Origin of the sequence: Streptomyces sp. NBC_00207 (assembly GCF_045160965.1) — a bacterium.
Taxonomy (GTDB): Bacteria; Actinomycetota; Actinomycetes; order Streptomycetales; family Streptomycetaceae; genus Streptomyces.
The window spans coordinates 4,487,559-4,504,899 of the sequence record NZ_CP130715.1; the positions used below are offsets into that span (position 1 = coordinate 4,487,559).

At 72.3% G+C, this 17,341-nt stretch carries 17 protein-coding genes and 1 riboswitch; of the genes, 9 read left to right on the forward strand and 8 right to left on the reverse strand.

What is annotated here, in order from left to right:
• Positions 1 to 7: 7 nt before the first annotated feature.
• A riboswitch (SAM riboswitch) is annotated at positions 8 to 164 on the reverse strand.
• A 185-nt stretch (positions 165 to 349) separates the two neighbouring features.
• Complete coding sequence (locus OG472_RS21155) at positions 350 to 1,300, forward strand: glucosyl-3-phosphoglycerate synthase (RefSeq protein WP_383570052.1); 951 nt, start codon at positions 350 to 352, stop codon at positions 1,298 to 1,300.
• A gap of 49 nt (positions 1,301 to 1,349) precedes the next feature.
• Positions 1,350 to 2,813, forward strand: a complete 1,464-nt coding sequence (locus OG472_RS21160; RefSeq protein ID WP_401608099.1) for a trehalose-6-phosphate synthase — start codon at positions 1,350 to 1,352, stop codon at positions 2,811 to 2,813.
• 260 nt (positions 2,814 to 3,073) lie between these two features.
• Here OG472_RS21160 and otsB read toward each other — a convergent pair whose 3' ends face one another.
• The 3 genes from otsB to OG472_RS21175 form a co-directional block, all read right to left on the reverse strand.
• The gene (otsB, locus tag OG472_RS21165; RefSeq protein WP_401608096.1) at positions 3,074 to 3,922 is read right to left on the reverse strand and encodes a trehalose-phosphatase; all 849 of its coding nucleotides are present in this window, start codon (positions 3,920 to 3,922) and stop codon (positions 3,074 to 3,076) included.
• A gap of 51 nt (positions 3,923 to 3,973) precedes the next feature.
• Positions 3,974 to 4,210 carry a DUF3263 domain-containing protein gene (locus tag OG472_RS21170; RefSeq protein ID WP_037924728.1) on the reverse strand — a complete coding sequence of 79 codons (237 nt, stop codon included), beginning with the start codon at positions 4,208 to 4,210 and terminating at the stop codon, positions 3,974 to 3,976.
• A gap of 83 nt (positions 4,211 to 4,293) precedes the next feature.
• Complete coding sequence (locus tag OG472_RS21175) at positions 4,294 to 5,595, reverse strand: extracellular solute-binding protein (RefSeq protein ID WP_405830758.1); 1,302 nt, start codon at positions 5,593 to 5,595, stop codon at positions 4,294 to 4,296.
• 176 nt (positions 5,596 to 5,771) lie between these two features.
• On the opposite strand from OG472_RS21175, the gene OG472_RS21180 reads away from it, so the two are divergent.
• The 4 genes from OG472_RS21180 to OG472_RS21195 all read left to right on the forward strand — a co-directional run bounded on the left by OG472_RS21180 (position 5,772) and on the right by OG472_RS21195 (position 9,377).
• Complete coding sequence (locus OG472_RS21180; RefSeq protein ID WP_401608846.1) at positions 5,772 to 6,704, forward strand: ROK family protein; 933 nt, start codon at positions 5,772 to 5,774, stop codon at positions 6,702 to 6,704.
• A complete protein-coding gene (gene nagA / locus OG472_RS21185; protein WP_405830760.1) occupies positions 6,704 to 7,867 on the forward strand; it encodes an N-acetylglucosamine-6-phosphate deacetylase in 1,164 nt (387 codons plus the stop codon). Before OG472_RS21180 ends, nagA begins: the two co-directional genes overlap by 1 nt.
• Positions 7,868 to 7,966: 99 nt before the next feature.
• Complete coding sequence (locus tag OG472_RS21190) at positions 7,967 to 8,893, forward strand: 1-phosphofructokinase family hexose kinase (RefSeq protein ID WP_405830761.1); 927 nt, start codon at positions 7,967 to 7,969, stop codon at positions 8,891 to 8,893.
• Positions 8,894 to 8,999: 106 nt separating this feature from the next.
• Positions 9,000 to 9,377, forward strand: a complete 378-nt coding sequence (locus tag OG472_RS21195; protein WP_405830762.1) for a hypothetical protein — start codon at positions 9,000 to 9,002, stop codon at positions 9,375 to 9,377.
• A gap of 99 nt (positions 9,378 to 9,476) precedes the next feature.
• Here the strand turns inward: OG472_RS21195 and OG472_RS21200 are convergent, their stop codons facing one another.
• Positions 9,477 to 10,496 carry a CBM35 domain-containing protein gene (locus tag OG472_RS21200; protein WP_405830764.1) on the reverse strand — a complete coding sequence of 340 codons (1,020 nt, stop codon included), beginning with the start codon at positions 10,494 to 10,496 and terminating at the stop codon, positions 9,477 to 9,479.
• A gap of 68 nt (positions 10,497 to 10,564) precedes the next feature.
• A complete protein-coding gene (cdgB, locus tag OG472_RS21205) occupies positions 10,565 to 12,304 on the reverse strand; it encodes a diguanylate cyclase CdgB (protein WP_401608082.1) in 1,740 nt (579 codons plus the stop codon).
• A gap of 385 nt (positions 12,305 to 12,689) precedes the next feature.
• On the opposite strand from cdgB, the gene OG472_RS21210 reads away from it, so the two are divergent.
• On the forward strand, positions 12,690 to 13,175 hold the full coding sequence (locus tag OG472_RS21210; protein WP_383570046.1) for a flavin reductase family protein: 486 nt from the start codon (positions 12,690 to 12,692) through the stop codon (positions 13,173 to 13,175).
• A 51-nt stretch (positions 13,176 to 13,226) separates the two neighbouring features.
• Here OG472_RS21210 and arfB read toward each other — a convergent pair whose 3' ends face one another.
• Positions 13,227 to 13,652 (reverse strand): alternative ribosome rescue aminoacyl-tRNA hydrolase ArfB, encoded by a 426-nt coding sequence (gene arfB, locus OG472_RS21215; protein WP_327414723.1) that lies wholly within the window; start codon positions 13,650 to 13,652, stop codon positions 13,227 to 13,229.
• 142 nt (positions 13,653 to 13,794) lie between these two features.
• Between arfB and OG472_RS21220 the strand changes: the two genes are divergently transcribed.
• Both OG472_RS21220 and OG472_RS21225 read left to right on the forward strand, forming a co-directional pair.
• Positions 13,795 to 14,370: a TerD family protein gene (locus tag OG472_RS21220; protein WP_030718836.1), complete on the forward strand. Its 576-nt coding sequence runs from the start codon at positions 13,795 to 13,797 to the stop codon at positions 14,368 to 14,370.
• 128 nt (positions 14,371 to 14,498) lie between these two features.
• A complete protein-coding gene (locus OG472_RS21225) occupies positions 14,499 to 15,023 on the forward strand; it encodes a GNAT family N-acetyltransferase (protein WP_405941904.1) in 525 nt (174 codons plus the stop codon).
• A 48-nt stretch (positions 15,024 to 15,071) separates the two neighbouring features.
• On the opposite strand, the gene OG472_RS21230 is transcribed toward OG472_RS21225, so the two are convergent.
• Together OG472_RS21230 and OG472_RS21235 are read right to left on the reverse strand one after the other, a co-directional pair.
• On the reverse strand, positions 15,072 to 16,520 hold the full coding sequence (locus tag OG472_RS21230) for a M1 family metallopeptidase (RefSeq protein ID WP_405830768.1): 1,449 nt from the start codon (positions 16,518 to 16,520) through the stop codon (positions 15,072 to 15,074).
• Positions 16,521 to 16,561: 41 nt separating this feature from the next.
• Complete coding sequence (locus OG472_RS21235) at positions 16,562 to 17,125, reverse strand: heme-binding protein (RefSeq protein ID WP_405830769.1); 564 nt, start codon at positions 17,123 to 17,125, stop codon at positions 16,562 to 16,564.
• Positions 17,126 to 17,341: the final 216 nt, after the last annotated feature.

Below are 17,341 nucleotides of genomic sequence, written 5' to 3' on the forward strand. Positions count from 1 at the left end.
CCCTTTCTCCTCATCTTCCCCATGGCGCACTTCGCCATGAGACGGAATTGGCACCTTCCCTAGCCGGGGACCTCGCTGACGTCGCTGACGAGCGATCGCGAGAACCGACTGGAGGGTTGCCGGGGCTTCAACGGGCCGTGTCCCTCTGCCCCTCTGGATGAGCGGTATGGCACCGGCACACGCGCTCTGTGGCGCGCCGGTGCGTTTGTACGCGGGGACCCCCGGCATGCGGTGGTCCTTCGCGTTGTTCAAGACTGTAACCGAAGGGCCGGGCGGTTGAGACAGCCGTCCGAACCGCGAGATGGATCACATAACGGCCGATAACGCCGACAAGCAGGGAGTGCTGAGGGTGCTGGAAGAGGTGGAGCGCTGGCTGGCAGACCGCTCCTGGTCAGCCGCCGACCGACCGCTCGACCAGCTGCTCGACCGGAAACGGGCGGCCGGGACCACGGTCAGCGTGGTGCTGCCCGCGCTGGACGAGGAGGCGACGGTCGGCGCGATCGTCGAGGTCATCCGGCGCGAGCTGATCGAGGGACTGCCGTTCCCCCTGGTGGATGAGCTGATCGTGATCGACTCGGGCTCGACCGACCGTACGGCGGAGGTCGCGGCGAAGGCCGGAGCCCGGGTGGTGCACCGCGACGAGATCCTGCCGAGGATCCCGGCGCTGCCCGGCAAGGGCGAGGTGCTGTGGCGCTCGCTGCTGGCCACCAGCGGGGACATCGTCTGCTTCGTCGACGCCGACCTGCGGGACTTCTCCTCCGCCTTCGTCTCGGGGATCGTGGGACCGCTGCTGACCGAACCGGACGTGCAGTTCGTCAAGGCCATGTACGACCGCCCGCTCGGCGACGCCCCCGGCCAGGGCGGCCGGGTCACGGAACTGGTCGCCCGCCCCCTCCTCAACCTGCACTGGCCGCAGCTGGCCGGCTTCGTCCAGCCGCTGGGCGGCGAGTACGCCGTACGCCGCTCCCTGCTGGAGCGGCTGCCGTTCCCCGTCGGGTACGGCGTCGAGCTGGGCCTGCTGGTCGACGCCCTGCACACGGTCGGGCTGGACGCGCTCGCCCAGGTGGACGTGGGCGTACGCGTCCACCGCCACCAGGGCGGGCAGGCGCTCGGCCGGATGGCCGCGGCGATCTACCGCACGGCCCTGGTGCGCCTGTCGCGCGGGCACCTCCTGCGGCCGGAGCTGACGCAGTTCGAGCGGGGGCCGGAAGGGTTCGTGCCGCGGACGTACCCGGTGGACACCGAGGAGCGGCCGCCGATGCTGGACATCAAGGAGTACGCGCTGCGCCGCGTGGCGTGACGTCGGTCTGGAAAGTTTGAGCGAGTGCGGGCCGGGCTAGGTTCGCCGCATGGCTTCTCAGGTACTCGTAGCCGCCAACCGCGGCCCCCTCTCGTACGCGATCGATGCCGAAGGCGGTCTCAGCGCCCGGCGCGGCGGGGGCGGTCTCGTCTCCGGGCTCTCCGCGGCCCTCGCGGAGCAGCCGGGGGCGCTGTGGATCTGCGCGGCCCTGTCGGAGGCGGACCGGGAGGCGGTCCGCCGGGGGGTGGCCGAGCCGGGCGTCCGGATGCTGGACATCGATCCCACGGTGTACGACGCCGCCTACAACGGCATCGCCAATTCCGTGCTCTGGTTCACACACCACCACCTGTACGACGTCCCGCGCGAACCGGTCTTCGACGCGGAGTTCCGGCGGCGGTGGGGCTCGTACGTCGCGTACAACGAGGCCTTCGCGCGCGCCCTCGCCGAAGAGGCGGCGGAAGGGGCCCGTGTCCTGGTGCAGGACTACCACCTGGCGCTGGTCCCCGGGCAGTTGCGGGAGCTGCGGCCGGACCTGCGGATCGGGCACTTCACGCACACGCCGTGGGCCTCGCGGGAGTTCATGGAGATGATCCCGGACGACATCCAGAGCCAGCTGGTGTGGGGGATGCTCGGCGCGGACCGGCTGGGCTTCCACACGTGGAGGTGGGCGTCCAACTTCGCCACCGGCGCGAGCAGGGACGACGCGGACGGCATCGCGGAGGCGTACTTCCCGTCCGGGTCCCCGGAGCGGGGAGTGTGGCACCGCCGGGCGTCCCCGGACGGGCGCGGCTACGGGAAGCGGCAGTTCACCGAAGTGACCGGCTACCCCCTCGGGGTGGACGCGGACGAACTGCGGGCGCTGGCGCACCGGCCGGAGGTGGACGAGAAGCTGGCGCAGCTGCGGGCGGAGGTCGGCGGCCTGAAGACGATCGCCCGGGTGGACCGGACCGAGCTGTCGAAGAACATCCTGCGGGGGCTGCTGGCGTACCGGGAACTGCTGACGGTCCACCCCGAGTGGCGGGGCCGGGTCGTCCACCTGGCCTCGGCGTACCCGTCGCGGCAGGACCTCGAGGTGTACCGGGCGTACACGCAGTCGGTGCGGGAGCTGGCGGCGGAGATCAACGAGGAGTTCGGGACGGCGGACTGGCAGCCGGTGCTGGTGTCGGTGCAGGACGACTTCGCGCGGTCGCTGGCGGTGTACCGGATGGCGGACGTGGCGCTGGTGAACCCGGTGCGGGACGGGATGAACCTGGTGGCGAAGGAGATCCCGGTGGTGTCGGAGGCGGGGTGCGTGCTGGTGCTGTCCACCGGGGCGGGGGCGTACGAGGAGCTCCGCCAGGACGCGCTGACGGTGAACCCGTACGACGTGTCGGCGACGGCCGAGGCGTTGCACACGGCGCTGGGCATGCCGGACGCCGAGCGTGCGGAACGCACGAAGCGCCTGGCCGCCGCCGCCACGGCCCTCCCCCCGGCCGCCTGGTTCGCAGCCCAACTGACCGACCTCCTGCCGTGACCGGCCACATCAGCCTCGCCGGCGTTTGAGGCGCGGGGGTTCGGGGGCTGGCCCCCGGCGACGGCGCCGCGCCTGACCACGTACTTCGGCGCCCGCGCCGCTGCTGGGGCTCCGCCCCAGACCCTCCCCCAGACTCCGTCCGGGGGGACCCCCACTCCTCAAACGCCGGAGGGGCTGGATTCTCCAGCCTCGCCGGCGTTTGAGGAGCGGGGGTCCGGAGGCTGGCCCCCGCAGCGGTGCGGCAGGGGCCTACGGCCTGGTCAGGCTCGGGCGGCCTTGGCCAGGGCGGCCAGGAAGGCGACCACCTCGCCGGGTCCGGCCAGGACCACGTCGGCCCGCGCGGCGAGCTCGGGGACCTCGGCGGAGCCGCTGCACACCAGCAGGCCCGGGAGGCCGTCGGCCCGGCGTTTCTCGACCGCCGAGTACGCCGCCAGGTCACCCAGGTCGTCGCCCGCGTACAGCACCGCCTCCGCGTCCCGCTCCGCCAGGAACTCCGTCAGGGCGACGCCCTTGTCCATGCCCGGGGGACGGAGCTCCAGGACCGCCCGGCCCGGCTCCACCATCAGCCCGTGCCGCGCCGCCAGCTCCGCCAGGGGCTCGCGCAGGGCCGCGAAGGCCGCCGCGGGGTCCGCGGCCCGGCGGGTGTGCACGGCCAGCGCCCGGCCCTTCTCCTCGATCCAGGTGCCCCGCCAGGCCCCGATCGAGTCGAGGAACCCCGGCAGCTCGGCCCGTACCGCCGCCACCCCGGGGTGCTCGGCCGGGGCGTGCACGATCCCGGTGACCGCGTCCCAGCGCTCCGCGCCGTAGTGGCCGAGGACGACGAGGTGTTCCAGTCCGGGGACCCCGGCGAAGCCCCCGTAGCGGACGGCGACGCCCGCCGGCCGGCCGGTGATCACGGCGACCGAGGCGACCTCGGGGGCGAGTGCGGAGAGGGCCGGGACGGCTCCCGGGTGGGCTCTGGCCTGGTCCGGGTCCGGGACGATGTCGGCGAGGGTGCCGTCGAAGTCCAGGGCGACCACGGACCGGCGGGGTGCGCGGAGCAGGGCTTCGAGTCCCTCGCGTCCGGCTGCGGTGACGGGCATCGGCAGGTCGTGCGGATGGCTCCCCATACGGACGACCCTAACGGCCCGGCCCGGCGACGGCTATGGCACGGGCAGGGGCTATCGCCGGGCCCGCTGGGCCTCGCGGATCCGCCGCAGCCGGTTGACCGTGCCCGGTGCGTGGGCCAGCGCCCGCGGGTCGTCCATCAGCGCGTTGAGCAGCTGGTAGTAGCGGACGGGGGTCATCCCCAGTCCTTCCCGTATGGCCCGTTCCTTGGCTCCGGGCCCGGGCCAGGTACGTCCCTCGTACGCGAGCACCGCGGCCTCCGTGGCCGTCAGCTGCCCGTCGTCCGTCATACCGCCAGATTAACGCCGCACGCCGACAGCGGCCGATGCCGGCATCGGGACCGCCGGCATCGGCCCCGCCGCACCGGCCGGCGCTACCTCGGGTCCGCCGCCCGCGCCGCCGTGGCGATGTCCTCCAGGACCTTCGCCGGCTGTCCGCCCGGCTGGACGGTCTTGCCGATGTCCTGCTTGATGTCCTCGCTGACGCCGGCCCAGGACTTCTTGCCGACCGGGTACAGCCGCGAGCCGGGCAGCGCCGTCAGGAAGGGCTTCAGCTTGGCCGCCTGACCGCTCGTGGCGGCCTGCTTGGCCTGGTAGCCGCTGGTGGTGGCCGGCAGCAGGTCGTACTGGTCCGTGAAGGCCGCCACGTTCTTCGGCTGGTACAGGAAGTCCAGGAACTTCCCGGACTGCTCGCGGTGGCCGTTCTTGAAGGCCATGACCCAGTCCGCGACGCCCATGGCCGGCTCGTCGGACCCGGTGGCGGTCGGCAGCGGCACCATGCCGAACTTCACGCCCTTGGCCTCGGCCTGCTTCATCAGCGACGGGTGTCCGTTGAGCATGCCGACCTCGCCCTTGGTGAAGGCGTCGAAGGCGGCCTGCCGGTCCAGCTTCCCCGGCTCGACGGGTCCGGTCAGCCCCTGGCCGACCATCTTGTCCCGCAGGAACTCCAGCGTCTTGATGTTGTCGGCGGAGTCGATGGAGTACTGCTCTTCGTTGTCGGTGTAGCCGCCACCGCCCGAGAGCATCCACATCATCGTCTCGGCCTGCGCCTCCTCGCGGCCCAGCGGCAGCGCGAAGGGGGTGGGCACGCCCGCGCCCTTGAGCTTCTTGGCCGCCGCCTCCAGGTCCGCCCAGCTCTTCGGCTGCCAGCCGGCCTTGGCGTCCTTGCCGATCACGCCCGCGTCGGCCAGCAGCTTCTCGTTGTAGAAGAGCAGCCGGGTGCTCGACACGAAGGGCAGCCCGTACTGGACCTGCTTGACCTTGCCCGCGTCCGCGAGCGGTCCGAGGAAGTCGGCCTCGGTCTTCACGGAGAGCAGCTCCGACGCCGAGTACAGCTTGCCGGCGGCCGCGTAGTCGGCGTAGGCGCCGATCTGCGCGATGTCGGGGGCCTTGCCGGCCTTGACCATCCCGGCGACCTTGGCGTCGACCTCGGACCACGAGAAGACGGAGACCTCGACCTTGACGCCCGGGTTGGCCTTCTCGAAGCCCTCGGCGAGGCCCTTCCAGTACGCGGCCGAGGAGTTCTGCGGATTGTCCCCGTAGTCGGCCGCCACGACCCGCAGGGTCACCTCGTTGTCTTCGGTGAGTCCGCCGAGGGCTCCGCAGCCCGTCAGCGTCACGGCAGTCAGGCACAGCGCGGCGCCGGACGCGGCCAGGCTCAGGTAACGGCCCTTCACAGTTCTCGATCCACCCCTTGTTGTACGTACGATCCACGTAAGGTCTACACCACTTTGGCGGCTCGTCCACATCCGGATCCCGACCAGGGTCCCCAATTTGTATGGCCACTCAACAATCCCTCCCAATGGACTAGACCTTTCCCCGCCGAGCACGCGAGACTGTCTCTGTGAAACCCGTGAAACACGTCATCGCCCTCGATGTGGGCGGCACCGGGATGAAGGCCGCCCTCGTCGCCGACGACGGCACCCTGCTCCACGAAGCGCGCCGGGCCACCGGCCGCGACCGGGGCCCCGACGCCGTCGTCGAGACGATCCAGGACTTCGCCGCCGAGCTGCTCGACACCGGCCGGGACCGCTTCGGACGGACCGCCTCCGCCGCCGGAGTCGCCGTCCCCGGCATCGTCGACGCCGACAACGGGATCGCCGTCTACGCGGCGAACCTGGGCTGGCGCGACGTGCCGATGCGCGCCCTGCTCAGCAGACGCCTCGGCGGCATCCCGGTGGCCCTCGGCCACGACGTGCGCACGGGCGGACTCGCGGAGGGCCGCATCGGCGCCGGCCGCGGCGCCGACCGCTTCCTCTTCGTCCCCCTCGGCACCGGCATCGCCGGCGCCATCGGCATCGCCGGCCGCATCGAGGCCGGCGCCCACGGCTACGCGGGCGAGATCGGGCACATCGTGGTACGCCCCGGCGGCCCCGCCTGCGGCTGCGGCCAGCATGGCTGCCTGGAGACCCTCGCCTCCGCCGCCGCGGTCAGCCGCGCCTGGGCGGCCGCCTCGGGCGACCCCGGGGCCGACGCCGCGGACTGCGCCAAGGCCGTCGAGTCCGGCGACGCGCGCGCCCGGGAAGTCTGGCTGGCCGCCGTCGGCGCCCTCGCCGACGGACTGGTCACCGCGATCACCCTGCTGGACCCGCGCACGCTGATCATCGGTGGCGGGCTCGCCGAGGCGGGGGAAACCTTGTTCACACCACTACGGACGGCCGTGGAGGAGCGCGTGACGTTCCAGCGGCTCCCCCACATCGTGCCGGCGGCCCTCGGGGACACCGCCGGCTGCCTGGGCGCAGGGCTGCTCGCCTGGGACCTACTCGCCACGGAGGTACCTGCCTGATGTCCGGAAGCGCACACAGCACTGTTCTCTCCGGTGCCAGGGTGGTGCTGCCCACCGGAACCGTGGCCAACGGCCGGGTCATCGTCGACGGCGACCGCATCGCCGGCAGCGCCCGCGAGGGCTCGCGGACCGTGGACCTGTCCGGGCACTGGATCGTCCCGGGCTTCGTGGACATGCACAACCACGGCGGCGGCGGCGCCTCCTTCACCTCCGGCACCGCCGAGGACGTCCTCAAGGGCGTCCGCACCCACCGCGAGCACGGCACCACCACCCTGATCGCCTCCACCGTCACCGGCGACCTGGACGAACTGGCCCGGCGCGCCGGGCTGCTCGCCGAGCTGACCCGGCAGGGCGAGATCGCGGGCATCCACTTCGAGGGGCCGTTCATCAACCCCTGCCGCAAGGGCGCGCACAAGGAGGACCTGCTCCGCGACCCCGACCCGGCCGAGGTCCGCAAGCTGATCGACGCCGCGCACGGCACCGCCCGCATGTTCACCCTCGCCACCGAGCTGCCGGGCGGCCTGGACTCCGTACGGCTGCTGGCCGAGCACGGGGTGATCGCCGCGATCGGGCACACGGACGCCACGTACGAGCAGACGCGCGCCGCCATCGACGCGGGCGCGACCGTGGCCACCCACCTCTTCAACGCGATGCCGCCCCTCGCACACCGCGAACCCGGCCCGATCGCCGCGCTGCTGGAGGACGAGCGGATCACCGTCGAGCTGATCAACGACGGCACCCACCTGCACCCGGCCGCCCTGGAACTGGCCTTCCACCACGCGGGCGCGCACCGCGTGGCGCTGATCACCGACGCGATGGACGCCGCCGGCTTCGGCGACGGGACCTACCACCTCGGCCCGCTGGAGGTCGAGGTCAAGCAGGGTGTGGCCCGGCTCGTGGAGGGCGGCTCCATCGCCGGCTCCACGCTGACCCTGGACACCGCCTTCAAGCGCTCGGTGACCCTCGACAAGCTGCCGGTGGAGTCCGTGGTCCAGGCGATCTCCGCCAACCCGGCCAAGCTCATCGGCCTGTACGACGAGATCGGCTCGCTGGAGCCCGGCAAGTACGCGGACCTCGTCGTCCTCGACGCCGCCTTCGACGTCAAGGGCGTCATGCGGCGCGGTGAATGGGTCGTCAGCCCCCTCGCCGCGGCGGCGGTCTGACGGCCAAGCGGCTGTAGATGCGAAGGCGGTGGGCCCGAGGGCTGGGCCGACCGCCCCGCGTTTGGCATGATCCCGGCAGCAACAGACCCGGGGGTGCCCATGATCCTGACCGTGACGCTCAACACCGCACTCGACGTCACGTACCGCGTGCCGAGGCTGCTCCCGCACGCCTCGCACCGGGTCGCCGCCGTCACCGAACGTCCCGGGGGCAAGGGGATCAACGTCGCCCGCGTCCTGGCCGCGCTCGGCCACGAGGTGACGGCGACGGGCTTCACGGGCGGCCCGGTCGGCACCGTCGTACGCGAACTGCTCGCGCGGTCCCCGCGGGTGGTGGACGCCCTGGTGCCCTGCGCGGACGGCAGCCGCCGCACCCTGGCCGTGGTCGACGACTCCTCCGGCGACACCACCCAGTTCAACGAGCCGGGCCCGCTGATCACGCCCGCCGAGTGGTCCCGGTTCCTCGCACAGTACGGGGAGCTGGTCCGCGGCGCCCGCGCCGTGGCCCTGTGCGGCAGCCTCCCGCCGGGCGTGCCGGTCGGCGCGTACGCGGTCCTCGTACGGGCGGCCCGCGCGGCCGGGGTCCCCGTCCTCCTGGACACCAGCGGCGAGGCCCTGCGCCGCGGGGTCGCCGCCCGGCCCGAGATCATCAAGCCGAACGCCGCCGAGCTGGCCGAGCTCACCGGATCCCGCGACCCGCTGCCCGCCACCCGCGACGCCCGCCGCCGGGGCGCGCACGCCGTGGTCACCTCGCTGGGCCCGGACGGCCTGCTGGCCGCCACCGCCGAGGGCACCTGGCGGGCGGCCCCGCCGCGCGCCCTGTCCGGCAACCCCACCGGAGCCGGCGACTCCGTCGTCGCCGGCCTGCTGTCGGCCCTGGTGGAGGGTGCGGACTGGCCGGACCGCCTCACCCGCGCGGTCGCCCTGTCCGCGGCCACGGTCGCGGCCCCGACGGCGGGGGAGTTCGACCCCGTCGTCTACGAAGAGCTGCGGCACGCCGTCTCCGCCAGTGTCGCGATCGGAAGTTGAATGCGAAGGAAATGAGCGTCCGTCAATATGGGGTGCAGCTCACGCTGTTGACGGACCATCGCGCACACGAGCAGGAATAAGGGCCATCTGAGATCAACACGCACAAATGATCTTCAAGGGCTCGTGTGGCGCCGGGTACCGCCAGCAGGACACCTTCCCGCTCGGCGACAACCAGGGCGTCTCCGGAGCCGGCGTCCTCTTCCTGTACTACAACGGCTCCAACGGCACGAACTACGCGATCCTGCGCCGCGACTCCCGGTTCAAGGTCACCGACGGCATGGGCGTCTCGCTGAAGGACAACGCCGGCAACGGCGTCGCCGACGGGCAGCGCGCCTACACCCAGTTCGCGGGCCCCGTCTACCTCAAGGCGCCGGGCCGGTGCGTGCAGGTCCGGGGCACGGTCACGGGCTACTGGCTGACGGAGAACTCCACCTACCTGGATAAGGAGCACGACGGCGGCAGCGGCTGGGTCCACTGCGGCTAGACGTCCCATGTGAAACGAGTCCGGCTCCACCGCGCGTGCGGTGGAGCCGGACTCGTTTCGCGTGTCGGTGGAGCGAGGGCCCGGGCGAACCCCTGGGGATCAGAAGTTCTCGAGCCAGAGCTGGTCGATGTTGACGTTGCAGCTGTTGCCGGCCTCGCACGACAGCTTGATCGTGTTGGTGCCCTTGTCGAGGTTCACCTGGCCCCAGGTCGTCTGCCAGCCCTTCTCCCAGTCGCCCTTGGGCGACTTGGCGAAGTTGCGCATGCTGATGGGAGCGTCGTTCGCCTTGCCGTTGACGGTCAGGGTGCCGTTGGCGTCCTCACCCGGGATGCCGAAGCGCACGTAGAACCTGTACTTCCCGGCCTTGGGGACCTCCAGGGTCCAGGTCACGGCCGCGCCGGGCTTGTTGAACCCGCCGACGTACTGGCCGCCCGAGCTCTTCGCCCCGGGCACCGTGCTCTCCAGGGCCGCACCGCCCGTGATGGACATGCCGGCGCCGGCCGCCTCGCCCTTTGGCAGCGTGGCCTGGGAAGGCGCGGGAGAGCCGCTCGGGGGCGCGGACGAGGGGTTCTGCGGGGCCGCCGACTGCTGGCCTCCGTTCGCCTCGTCCCCGCCCTTCTTGTCCTTGTCCTTGTCGCCGAAGGCCAGGGCGGCGCCGATGCCGATCACGACCGCGCCGACCACCGCGACGGCGGCGATCAGCAGACCGCGACGGCTGGAACCGCCGCCACCGCCGCCGTGGCCGCCGGAGTGCGCGATCGCCTGGGTCTGGTGCTGCGGGGCCTGCGGCTGCTGCGGAACGCCGTAGCCGCCCGCCTGGAGCGCCTCCGGGGCCTGGTACTGGGCCTGGTAGGCCGGCTGCTGCGCGGGCACCTGACCGCGAGGGCCGCCGTTGCGGCGGTCGCCGACCGTCCGCACCTGGTGGTGCGAGGTACGGGGGACGCCTGGCTGCGCTCCGGGGTGACCGCCGGCCGACGCCCCGGGATACCCGTATCCACCGCCCGACGTGGGCGGGGTGGCTCCGGCCGCCTGGCCATCCTCGTAGAGGTAGCCGAACGGATCGTCGTCCTCGGGCTTGTTCGCCCCACCGTGCGGGCCGTTGTTCGCGGGCGTCGTCATCGCAGGTCACTCCTTTCGACCCCCGGGAGCCTACCCCGAACAGGTGCGCCCACGGGCGACAGACCGCCTCAGCCGGCCCTGCGGTGCGCCTTGGAGCGGGACCGCTTCTCGATGTACATCCGCTGGTCGGCGGAGCGCAGCACCTCGTCCGCCGACATCCCGCAGCTCGCCCATCCGATGCCGAAACTGGCGCCGACACGGACCGCACGGCCGTCGACCCGGATCGGCGGGATGATCGCGTTGCGCAGCCGGACGGCGAGATCGGCGGCGTCCGCCGCACCCAGGCCGTCGGCGAGGACGACGAATTCGTCACCACCCAGCCGAGCGACGGTGTCGCCGTCCCTGACGCCCGTCGTCAGCCGCCGCGCGACCTCGATCAGGACCGCGTCGCCCGTGTGGTGCCCGAACCGGTCGTTGATCGACTTGAAGCCGTCGAGGTCGCAGAAGAGCACCGCGAGCCCCTTCGTCCCGTCGTCGATGTCGGTCGCGGGCGCCACCGTGTGCACGTGGTGGTCGTACGGGCCGTCCGCCGCCGGGGCCGGCGCCCCGGGGAACTCGAAGGGATCGGACCCCGTGTACCGGTCGGATCCGTCGGCCTGAAAGCCGTGCTCACCGGCACCACCCGCCTCGGCACGCACCTCGTGGCCGTCGTACACGGCGCGCCCGTCGTGTCCGTCGCGCCCCTCGAAGGCCGCGTCCAGGGCCTCGACCGCGGTGGCGCGCACTGACTGTGGCCTGCGGCACAGCCGCGCGCCGAGCCGGGACCTCAGCTCGGCGCTGTTGGGCAGGCCGGTCAGCGAGTCGTGGCTGGCCCGGTGGGCGAGCTGCAGCTCGTGCCGCTTGCGCTCCTCGATGTCCTCGACGTGCGTGAGGAGGAACCGGGGCCCGTCGGCGGCGTCGGCGACGACGGAGTTGCGCAGCGAGACCCATACATACGTGCCGTCGCGCCGGCCCAGGCGCAGCTCGGCGCGGCCGCCCTCGGCGGAGGTGCGCAGCAGGGTGCCGATGTCCTCGGGGTGGACCAGGTCGGAGAAGGAGTAGCGGCGCAGTACGGAGGCCGGCCGGCCGAGCAGCCGGCACAGCGCGTCGTTGGTCCGCAGCAGCCGGCCGTGCTGGTCCCCGCCCATCTCGGCGATGGCCATCCCGCTGGGCGCGTACTCGAAGGCCTGCCGGAAGGACTCCTCGCTGGCACGCAGTGCCTGCTGTTCACGCTCCAGCCTGACCAGGGCCCGCTGCATGTTCGCGCGCAGCCGCGCATTGCTGATCGCAATCGCGGCTTGGAAGGCGTACATCTGGAGCGCTTCGCGGCCCCAGGCGCCGGGCCGGCGCCCGTTGCGCGGTCTGTCCACCGAAATGACACCCAGAAGTTCCCCGCCGGACGCGTACATGGGGGCGTAGAGCCGGTCCTCGGGGTGCCACTCGTCCTCGAAGCGCGGATCGGGGCCGTCCGTGTGCCACTGCGGGACGTCGTCCTCCAGGAGGACCCAGCCCTCGGTGTGCGGGATGAACCGGAGCCCGTCCCAGTTCTCACCCATCGTCAGGCGGCGTTCCCAGGAGGCGCGGGAGCCGACGCGGCCGGTGATGAGGGCCTCCGCAGCAGGGTCTCCGGCGAAGGCGGCGACGACCAGATCACCGTCCGGGCGTACGAGGTTGACACAGGCGAGTTCGTAGCCGAGGCCCACGACGATGCCGTCCACGACGGTCTGCAGAGTGTCCGCCAGGCTCCTGGCCGTATTGAGATCGGCCACCACCCGGTGCAGCTGCCGCAGGGTCGCAAGACGGACGTACGGCTCCGACTCGGTCTCCATTGCTCGCTCTCCCCGAGACCTCGACAGCAACTCCAGGTTTGTCATCGGCGTTTCGTTGCGGTGTCCCGTCCACTGAATCACAGTGAGCTGTGCGGCAGGTACACAGGGTCAACAAATCTTGCCCTCTGTGACTCAAGTCACATGGGATGAAAATCGGTGCGTGGTGGGGCTCGTGACGACTGGGAGCGCTCCCCCACATTCCCGAGAGCAAACGATACGCCCGGGCCTAGGCCAAGGGGCGGGGGCGCGACTCGGACCAGGGCCCGATGTGCGGCGCGAGGGGCGAGATTAGCGTTCCACCGTGCTGAAGACGACCCCCCTGCCCCGCCCGCCCCACGGAAACCCGCATGCTGAGGGAGTGAGCAATGACGAGTTCCGGGCCGCGATGTCCCGGCTGGCGGCGGGCGTGTGCCTGATCACCGCGCACGAGACCCCCCTGGCGGCGGACGGGCCGCGCGGCGAGGACGTCGGCATGACGGCGACCGCCTTCATGTCCGTGTCCCTGGACCCGCCGCTGGTCCTGGTGAGCCTGCGCGAGGGCTCCCGGATGGACGACCTGCTCGCGGAGCAGCCCCTGTGGGCGGTCTCGGTCCTCGCCGACCACCAGCTCCAGGTCGCGGGCCGCTTCGCGATGAAGGGCCGCATCAGCGACCGGCTGCTCTTCGCGGACCTGCCGTACGTACGCGGCGAGGCCTCCGGCGCGCCCCTGCTGACCGGCGCCCTGGCCACCCTGGAGTGCCGCACCGAGAACCGCGTCGAGGCGGGCGACCACACCCTGGTCATCGGCCGCGTCCTGACGGCGGCCCTCCCGTCCCCGGACCACCAGCCGCTGACCTACTTCCGAGGCCGCTACCGGCACTTGGGCCAGTAGGCCGGATCGGCCGCGGCGACCGGACGACTGGGCGACTGGGCGACTGGGCGACTACCAGTCGCGCCCGGTCCGCCCCCGCTTGGTCTCGGCCCGCGCCTTCTTCTCCCGCAGCCGCCGCTCGTTGATCCCCCGCGGGATCTTCGTCGCCCGCCGCTGCCTCGGCGGCGGGGCCGTCGCCTCCGCCAGCAGCGAAGCCATCCGGACCAGCGCCATCTCCCGGTTGCGGAACTGCGAGCGGTGCTCGGAGGCCCGTACGGTCACCACCCCGCCCACCAGGCGGGACGCCAGCCGTTCCAGCGCCCGCTCCCTCCACACGTCCGGCAGCGCCTTCGTCGCCGCCAGGTCGAACATCAGCTCCACCCGCGAGTCGGAGGTGTTGACGTGCTGCCCGCCGGGCCCGGAGGACCGCGAGAAGCGCCAGGCGAGCTCGCCCTCGGGGAGCACGACCGAACCACGGATGACATAAGGACCAGGCATGCCCCCTATGATCCGCGCCCGCCCCCGTCCCCGTCACTCAGATTTCACGGCGGGAACCCGACAGGCCTCTCGTCGCGTTATAGGGGGCAGCGGTAGTTTGACCGCCTGTACGTGCATGTTGGATGAGGAAAGGGACATTCCCATGGCTGTCAGCCTGTCCAAGGGCGGCAACGTCTCGCTCACGAAGGAGGCCCCCGGCCTCGCTGCCGTCACGGTCGGCCTCGGCTGGGACGTCCGTACGACGACCGGTGTCGACTTCGACCTCGACGCCTCGGCCATCGCGGTCAACCCGACCGGCAAGGTCGTCTCCGACGGCCACTTCGTCTTCTTCAACAACAAGTCCACCCCGGACCAGACCATCGTCCACACCGGTGACAACCGCACCGGCGAGGGCGCGGGCGACGACGAGGCCATCAACGTCAACCTCGCCGGCCTGCCGGCCGACGTGGACAAGATCGTCTTCCCGGTCTCCATCTACGACGCCGAGGCCCGCAGCCAGAACTTCGGTCAGGTCCGCAACGCGTACATCCGCGTCGTGAACCAGGCCGGCGGCGCCGAGATCGCCCGCTACGACCTCTCCGAGGACGCGGCGACCGAGACCGCCATGGTCTTCGGCGAGCTCTACCGCAACGGCGCCGAGTGGAAGTTCCGCGCGGTCGGCCAGGGCTACGCCTCGGGCCTCACGGGCATCGCGCAGGACTTCGGCGTCAACGTCTGAGTCCGGTAGGCAGCCCGGGTCGCCCCGGCGATCAGCCCCCGTACGCCGGGCGCTGATCGCCGAGCGGACACCTGTGCCGAAGCCCCCTCCCGGCCGTCCGGGGAGGGGGCTTCGCTACCGTTCGGTAGGTGATCCTCCAACCGCTCGTCCCCGTCGACGGCGCCCTCCCCGGCCCGGTCCTCACCGAAATCGCCGCGCTCTACTCGACGAACCACGCGTTCTTCGAACTCAGCGGCGACTTCCCCGACCCGGACCGCATCACCGTCGAACAGGTCGCCGCCGCCCTCGCCGACGAACTCGCCCATGACGGCGCCGAGGTCCTCCTCGCCCGTTCCGCCGGCCGCCTCGTCGGCCTGGCCGCCACCCTGGCCCACCACCCGGACCCGGCCTCCGCCGGCACCGACCCGTGGATCGGCCTGCTGCTCATCGACGCCACCGCGCACCGCGAGGGATACGGCCGCGCCGTGGCCACCCTGGTCGAGGACCGCTTCCGCGCCGCCGGACGCACGGGCGTGCAGATCGCCGTACTGGACAACAACCCCAAGGCCCTCGCCTTCTGGCGGTCCCAGGGGTACGCCGAACTGCGCCGGGCCGAGGACCGCGAGCTCGGCCGCGACTGCACGGTGCTGCGCAAGCCGCTCGAAACCCCGTAGAAGACCGGCCGGCCACGTGGCGGCGGCCGACTACCCGGCGGCGGCCGGCTACTTGGGGCGGCCCTCGCCGTACAGCCAGACGTCCCAGACCTTCTTCAGGTCGTGCCCCGTCTTCTCCTGCGCGTAGGCGGTGAAGTCGGCCGTGCTCGCGTTCCCGTGCCGGTGGTCCGCGGCCCAGCCGCGCACCAGGGCGAAGAACTTCTCGTCGCCCACCACCTGGCGGATCCGGTGCAGGACCATCGCACCCCGGTAGTACACCGGCGCGTCCGAGATCCGATCGGGCCCCGGCGGGGAGGCCGGCGGGAAGGCGTCCCAGTCGGAGTCGGCCGCCTCGTCGACGGCCGTGTCGCCCGCCAGGAACGCCTCGAAGTGCCGCTGCGCGGTGGGCCCGCCGTGGTCCTCGGCCCACAGCCACTCGGCGTAGGTCGCGAAGCCCTCGTTGAGCCACATGTCCTTCCAGGACTTCGGCGACACCGAGTCGCCGAACCACTGGTGGGCGAGCTCGTGCAGGACGAGTTCCTCGCTCTCGGGCGCACCGGAGAAGACGGGCTTCGTCTGGGTCTCCAGCGCATAGCCGAGGGTCCCGGCCGGCAGCACGACCGCGCCCGCCGTGCCGAAGGGGTACGGACCGAACCGGCCGCTGCCCCACTCCACCATCTCCGGCAGCCGCGCGAGCGCGCCCGCGCTCGCGGCCGCCTCCCCGGGCGCCACGGCGTTGTAGAGGCCGGTCCCCGACGGCGTCCGCCCCGTCGTCACCTTGTACGGGCCGACGACGGCGGTGGCCAGGTAGCTCGCCATCGGCTCGGGGCTGTGCCACGCGAACGCGGTCCGCCCGTCCGCGCCTTCGGTGCGGGAGCGCAGCTCCCCGTTGGACACGGCCTCGTAGCCGCGCGGGACGGTGAGCGTGATGTCGTAGGTGGCCTTGTCGCTGGGGTGGTGGTTGCCCGGGAACCAGGTCATCGACCCGACCGGCTCGCCGACGCCGACCGCACCGGCCCGCGCGTCCGCGTCGGCGGGTGCGCCCCCGCCGTCCTCGGTGGTGATCCACCCCTCCTTGGAGCCGTCCGCGTCCGTGAGGGCCTTCGGCTTGCCGCCGTACTCGACCTCCGTACGGAAGACCTCGCCCTTCTTCAGGTCCTCGGCCGGGCGTACGGTCAGCTCGTTGCCGGTCCGGTTGTACCGGGCCCCGACGCCCTGCACGGTCACGCCCTCGACGTTCAGGCCGCTGAGGTCGAGGTTGAAGGAGCTGAGCCCCTGCTCGGCGCGGGCGGTGATGACGGCCGTGCCGTGCAGCTCACCATCGGCGGGGTCGTAGTCCAGGTCCAGCGCGTAGTGGTCGACCTGGTAGCCGCCGTTGCCGGCCTTGGGGAAATACGGGTCGCGCAGCCCCGACGCACCCGGCCGCCCCTGCACCGTGCCCCCCGTACACGCCGTGGTGAAGGCGAGAAGGGAGGCGACGGCAGGGACGGCGAGACGGGAGAGCGCGCGGTGTTCCACGCACTCGATCCTAGGCGGGCTGCCCGTATGAGCTGCTTACCTTACTTACCGAGCGCGTCGACGCCGGCCTTGGCGAACTTCTCGTCCAGGTCACCGCTCGGGGCGCCGGCCACGCCGATGCCCGCGACGGGCGCGCCGTTCGCCTGCACCGGGGTGCCGCCGCCGAGGAAGAGGGTGCCGGGGATGTCCTTCAGGTTCGGGGTCTGGGCGAGGCGGCCCACGAGCACCGAGGTCGGGGCGTTCCAGGACACGGCGGTGAAGGCCTTGCGCTGCGCGGACTCGTAGGACTGCGGGCCGGCGCCGTCGCCGCGCAGGGTGACGATGGTGTTGCCGTTGCGGTCCACCACCGCGACCGTCACCTTCTGGTTCTCGGCCTGCGCGGCCTGCAGCGCGGCCTGCGCGGCGCGGGTGGCGGCGTCGACGGTGAGGTGCGTCGTGGTGGTGAAGTTCTTGTCGCTCGGGCCGTCCTTCTTCGCGGCGACCTCGGCGGCGACCGGAGCGGCGTCGGCGGCGGGGGTGGCGCTGGCGCTCACGGCACCGAAGGCTCCGGCGCCCAGGGCGACGGCGAGGGCGGTACCGGTGAGAACGCGGGTGCGGGTGTTCATCTCTGCTCCTGAGAACGGTGACACGGTGACGGCATCGGGTCGGTCCGGGCCGGTCGGACCGGCTCCTTCACTGCTCCAAGCCTGTCCCCGAACCCCCCGCCACCCCGTCCCCGTACCGGCTCGCCCCGCCCACCGCACCGGTTGACCCCAGGGTCATCCAATCGGTCGATGCGGCCCGCCTCCGGCGCGGTATTTCCTGGTCAGACCCTCGCAAGC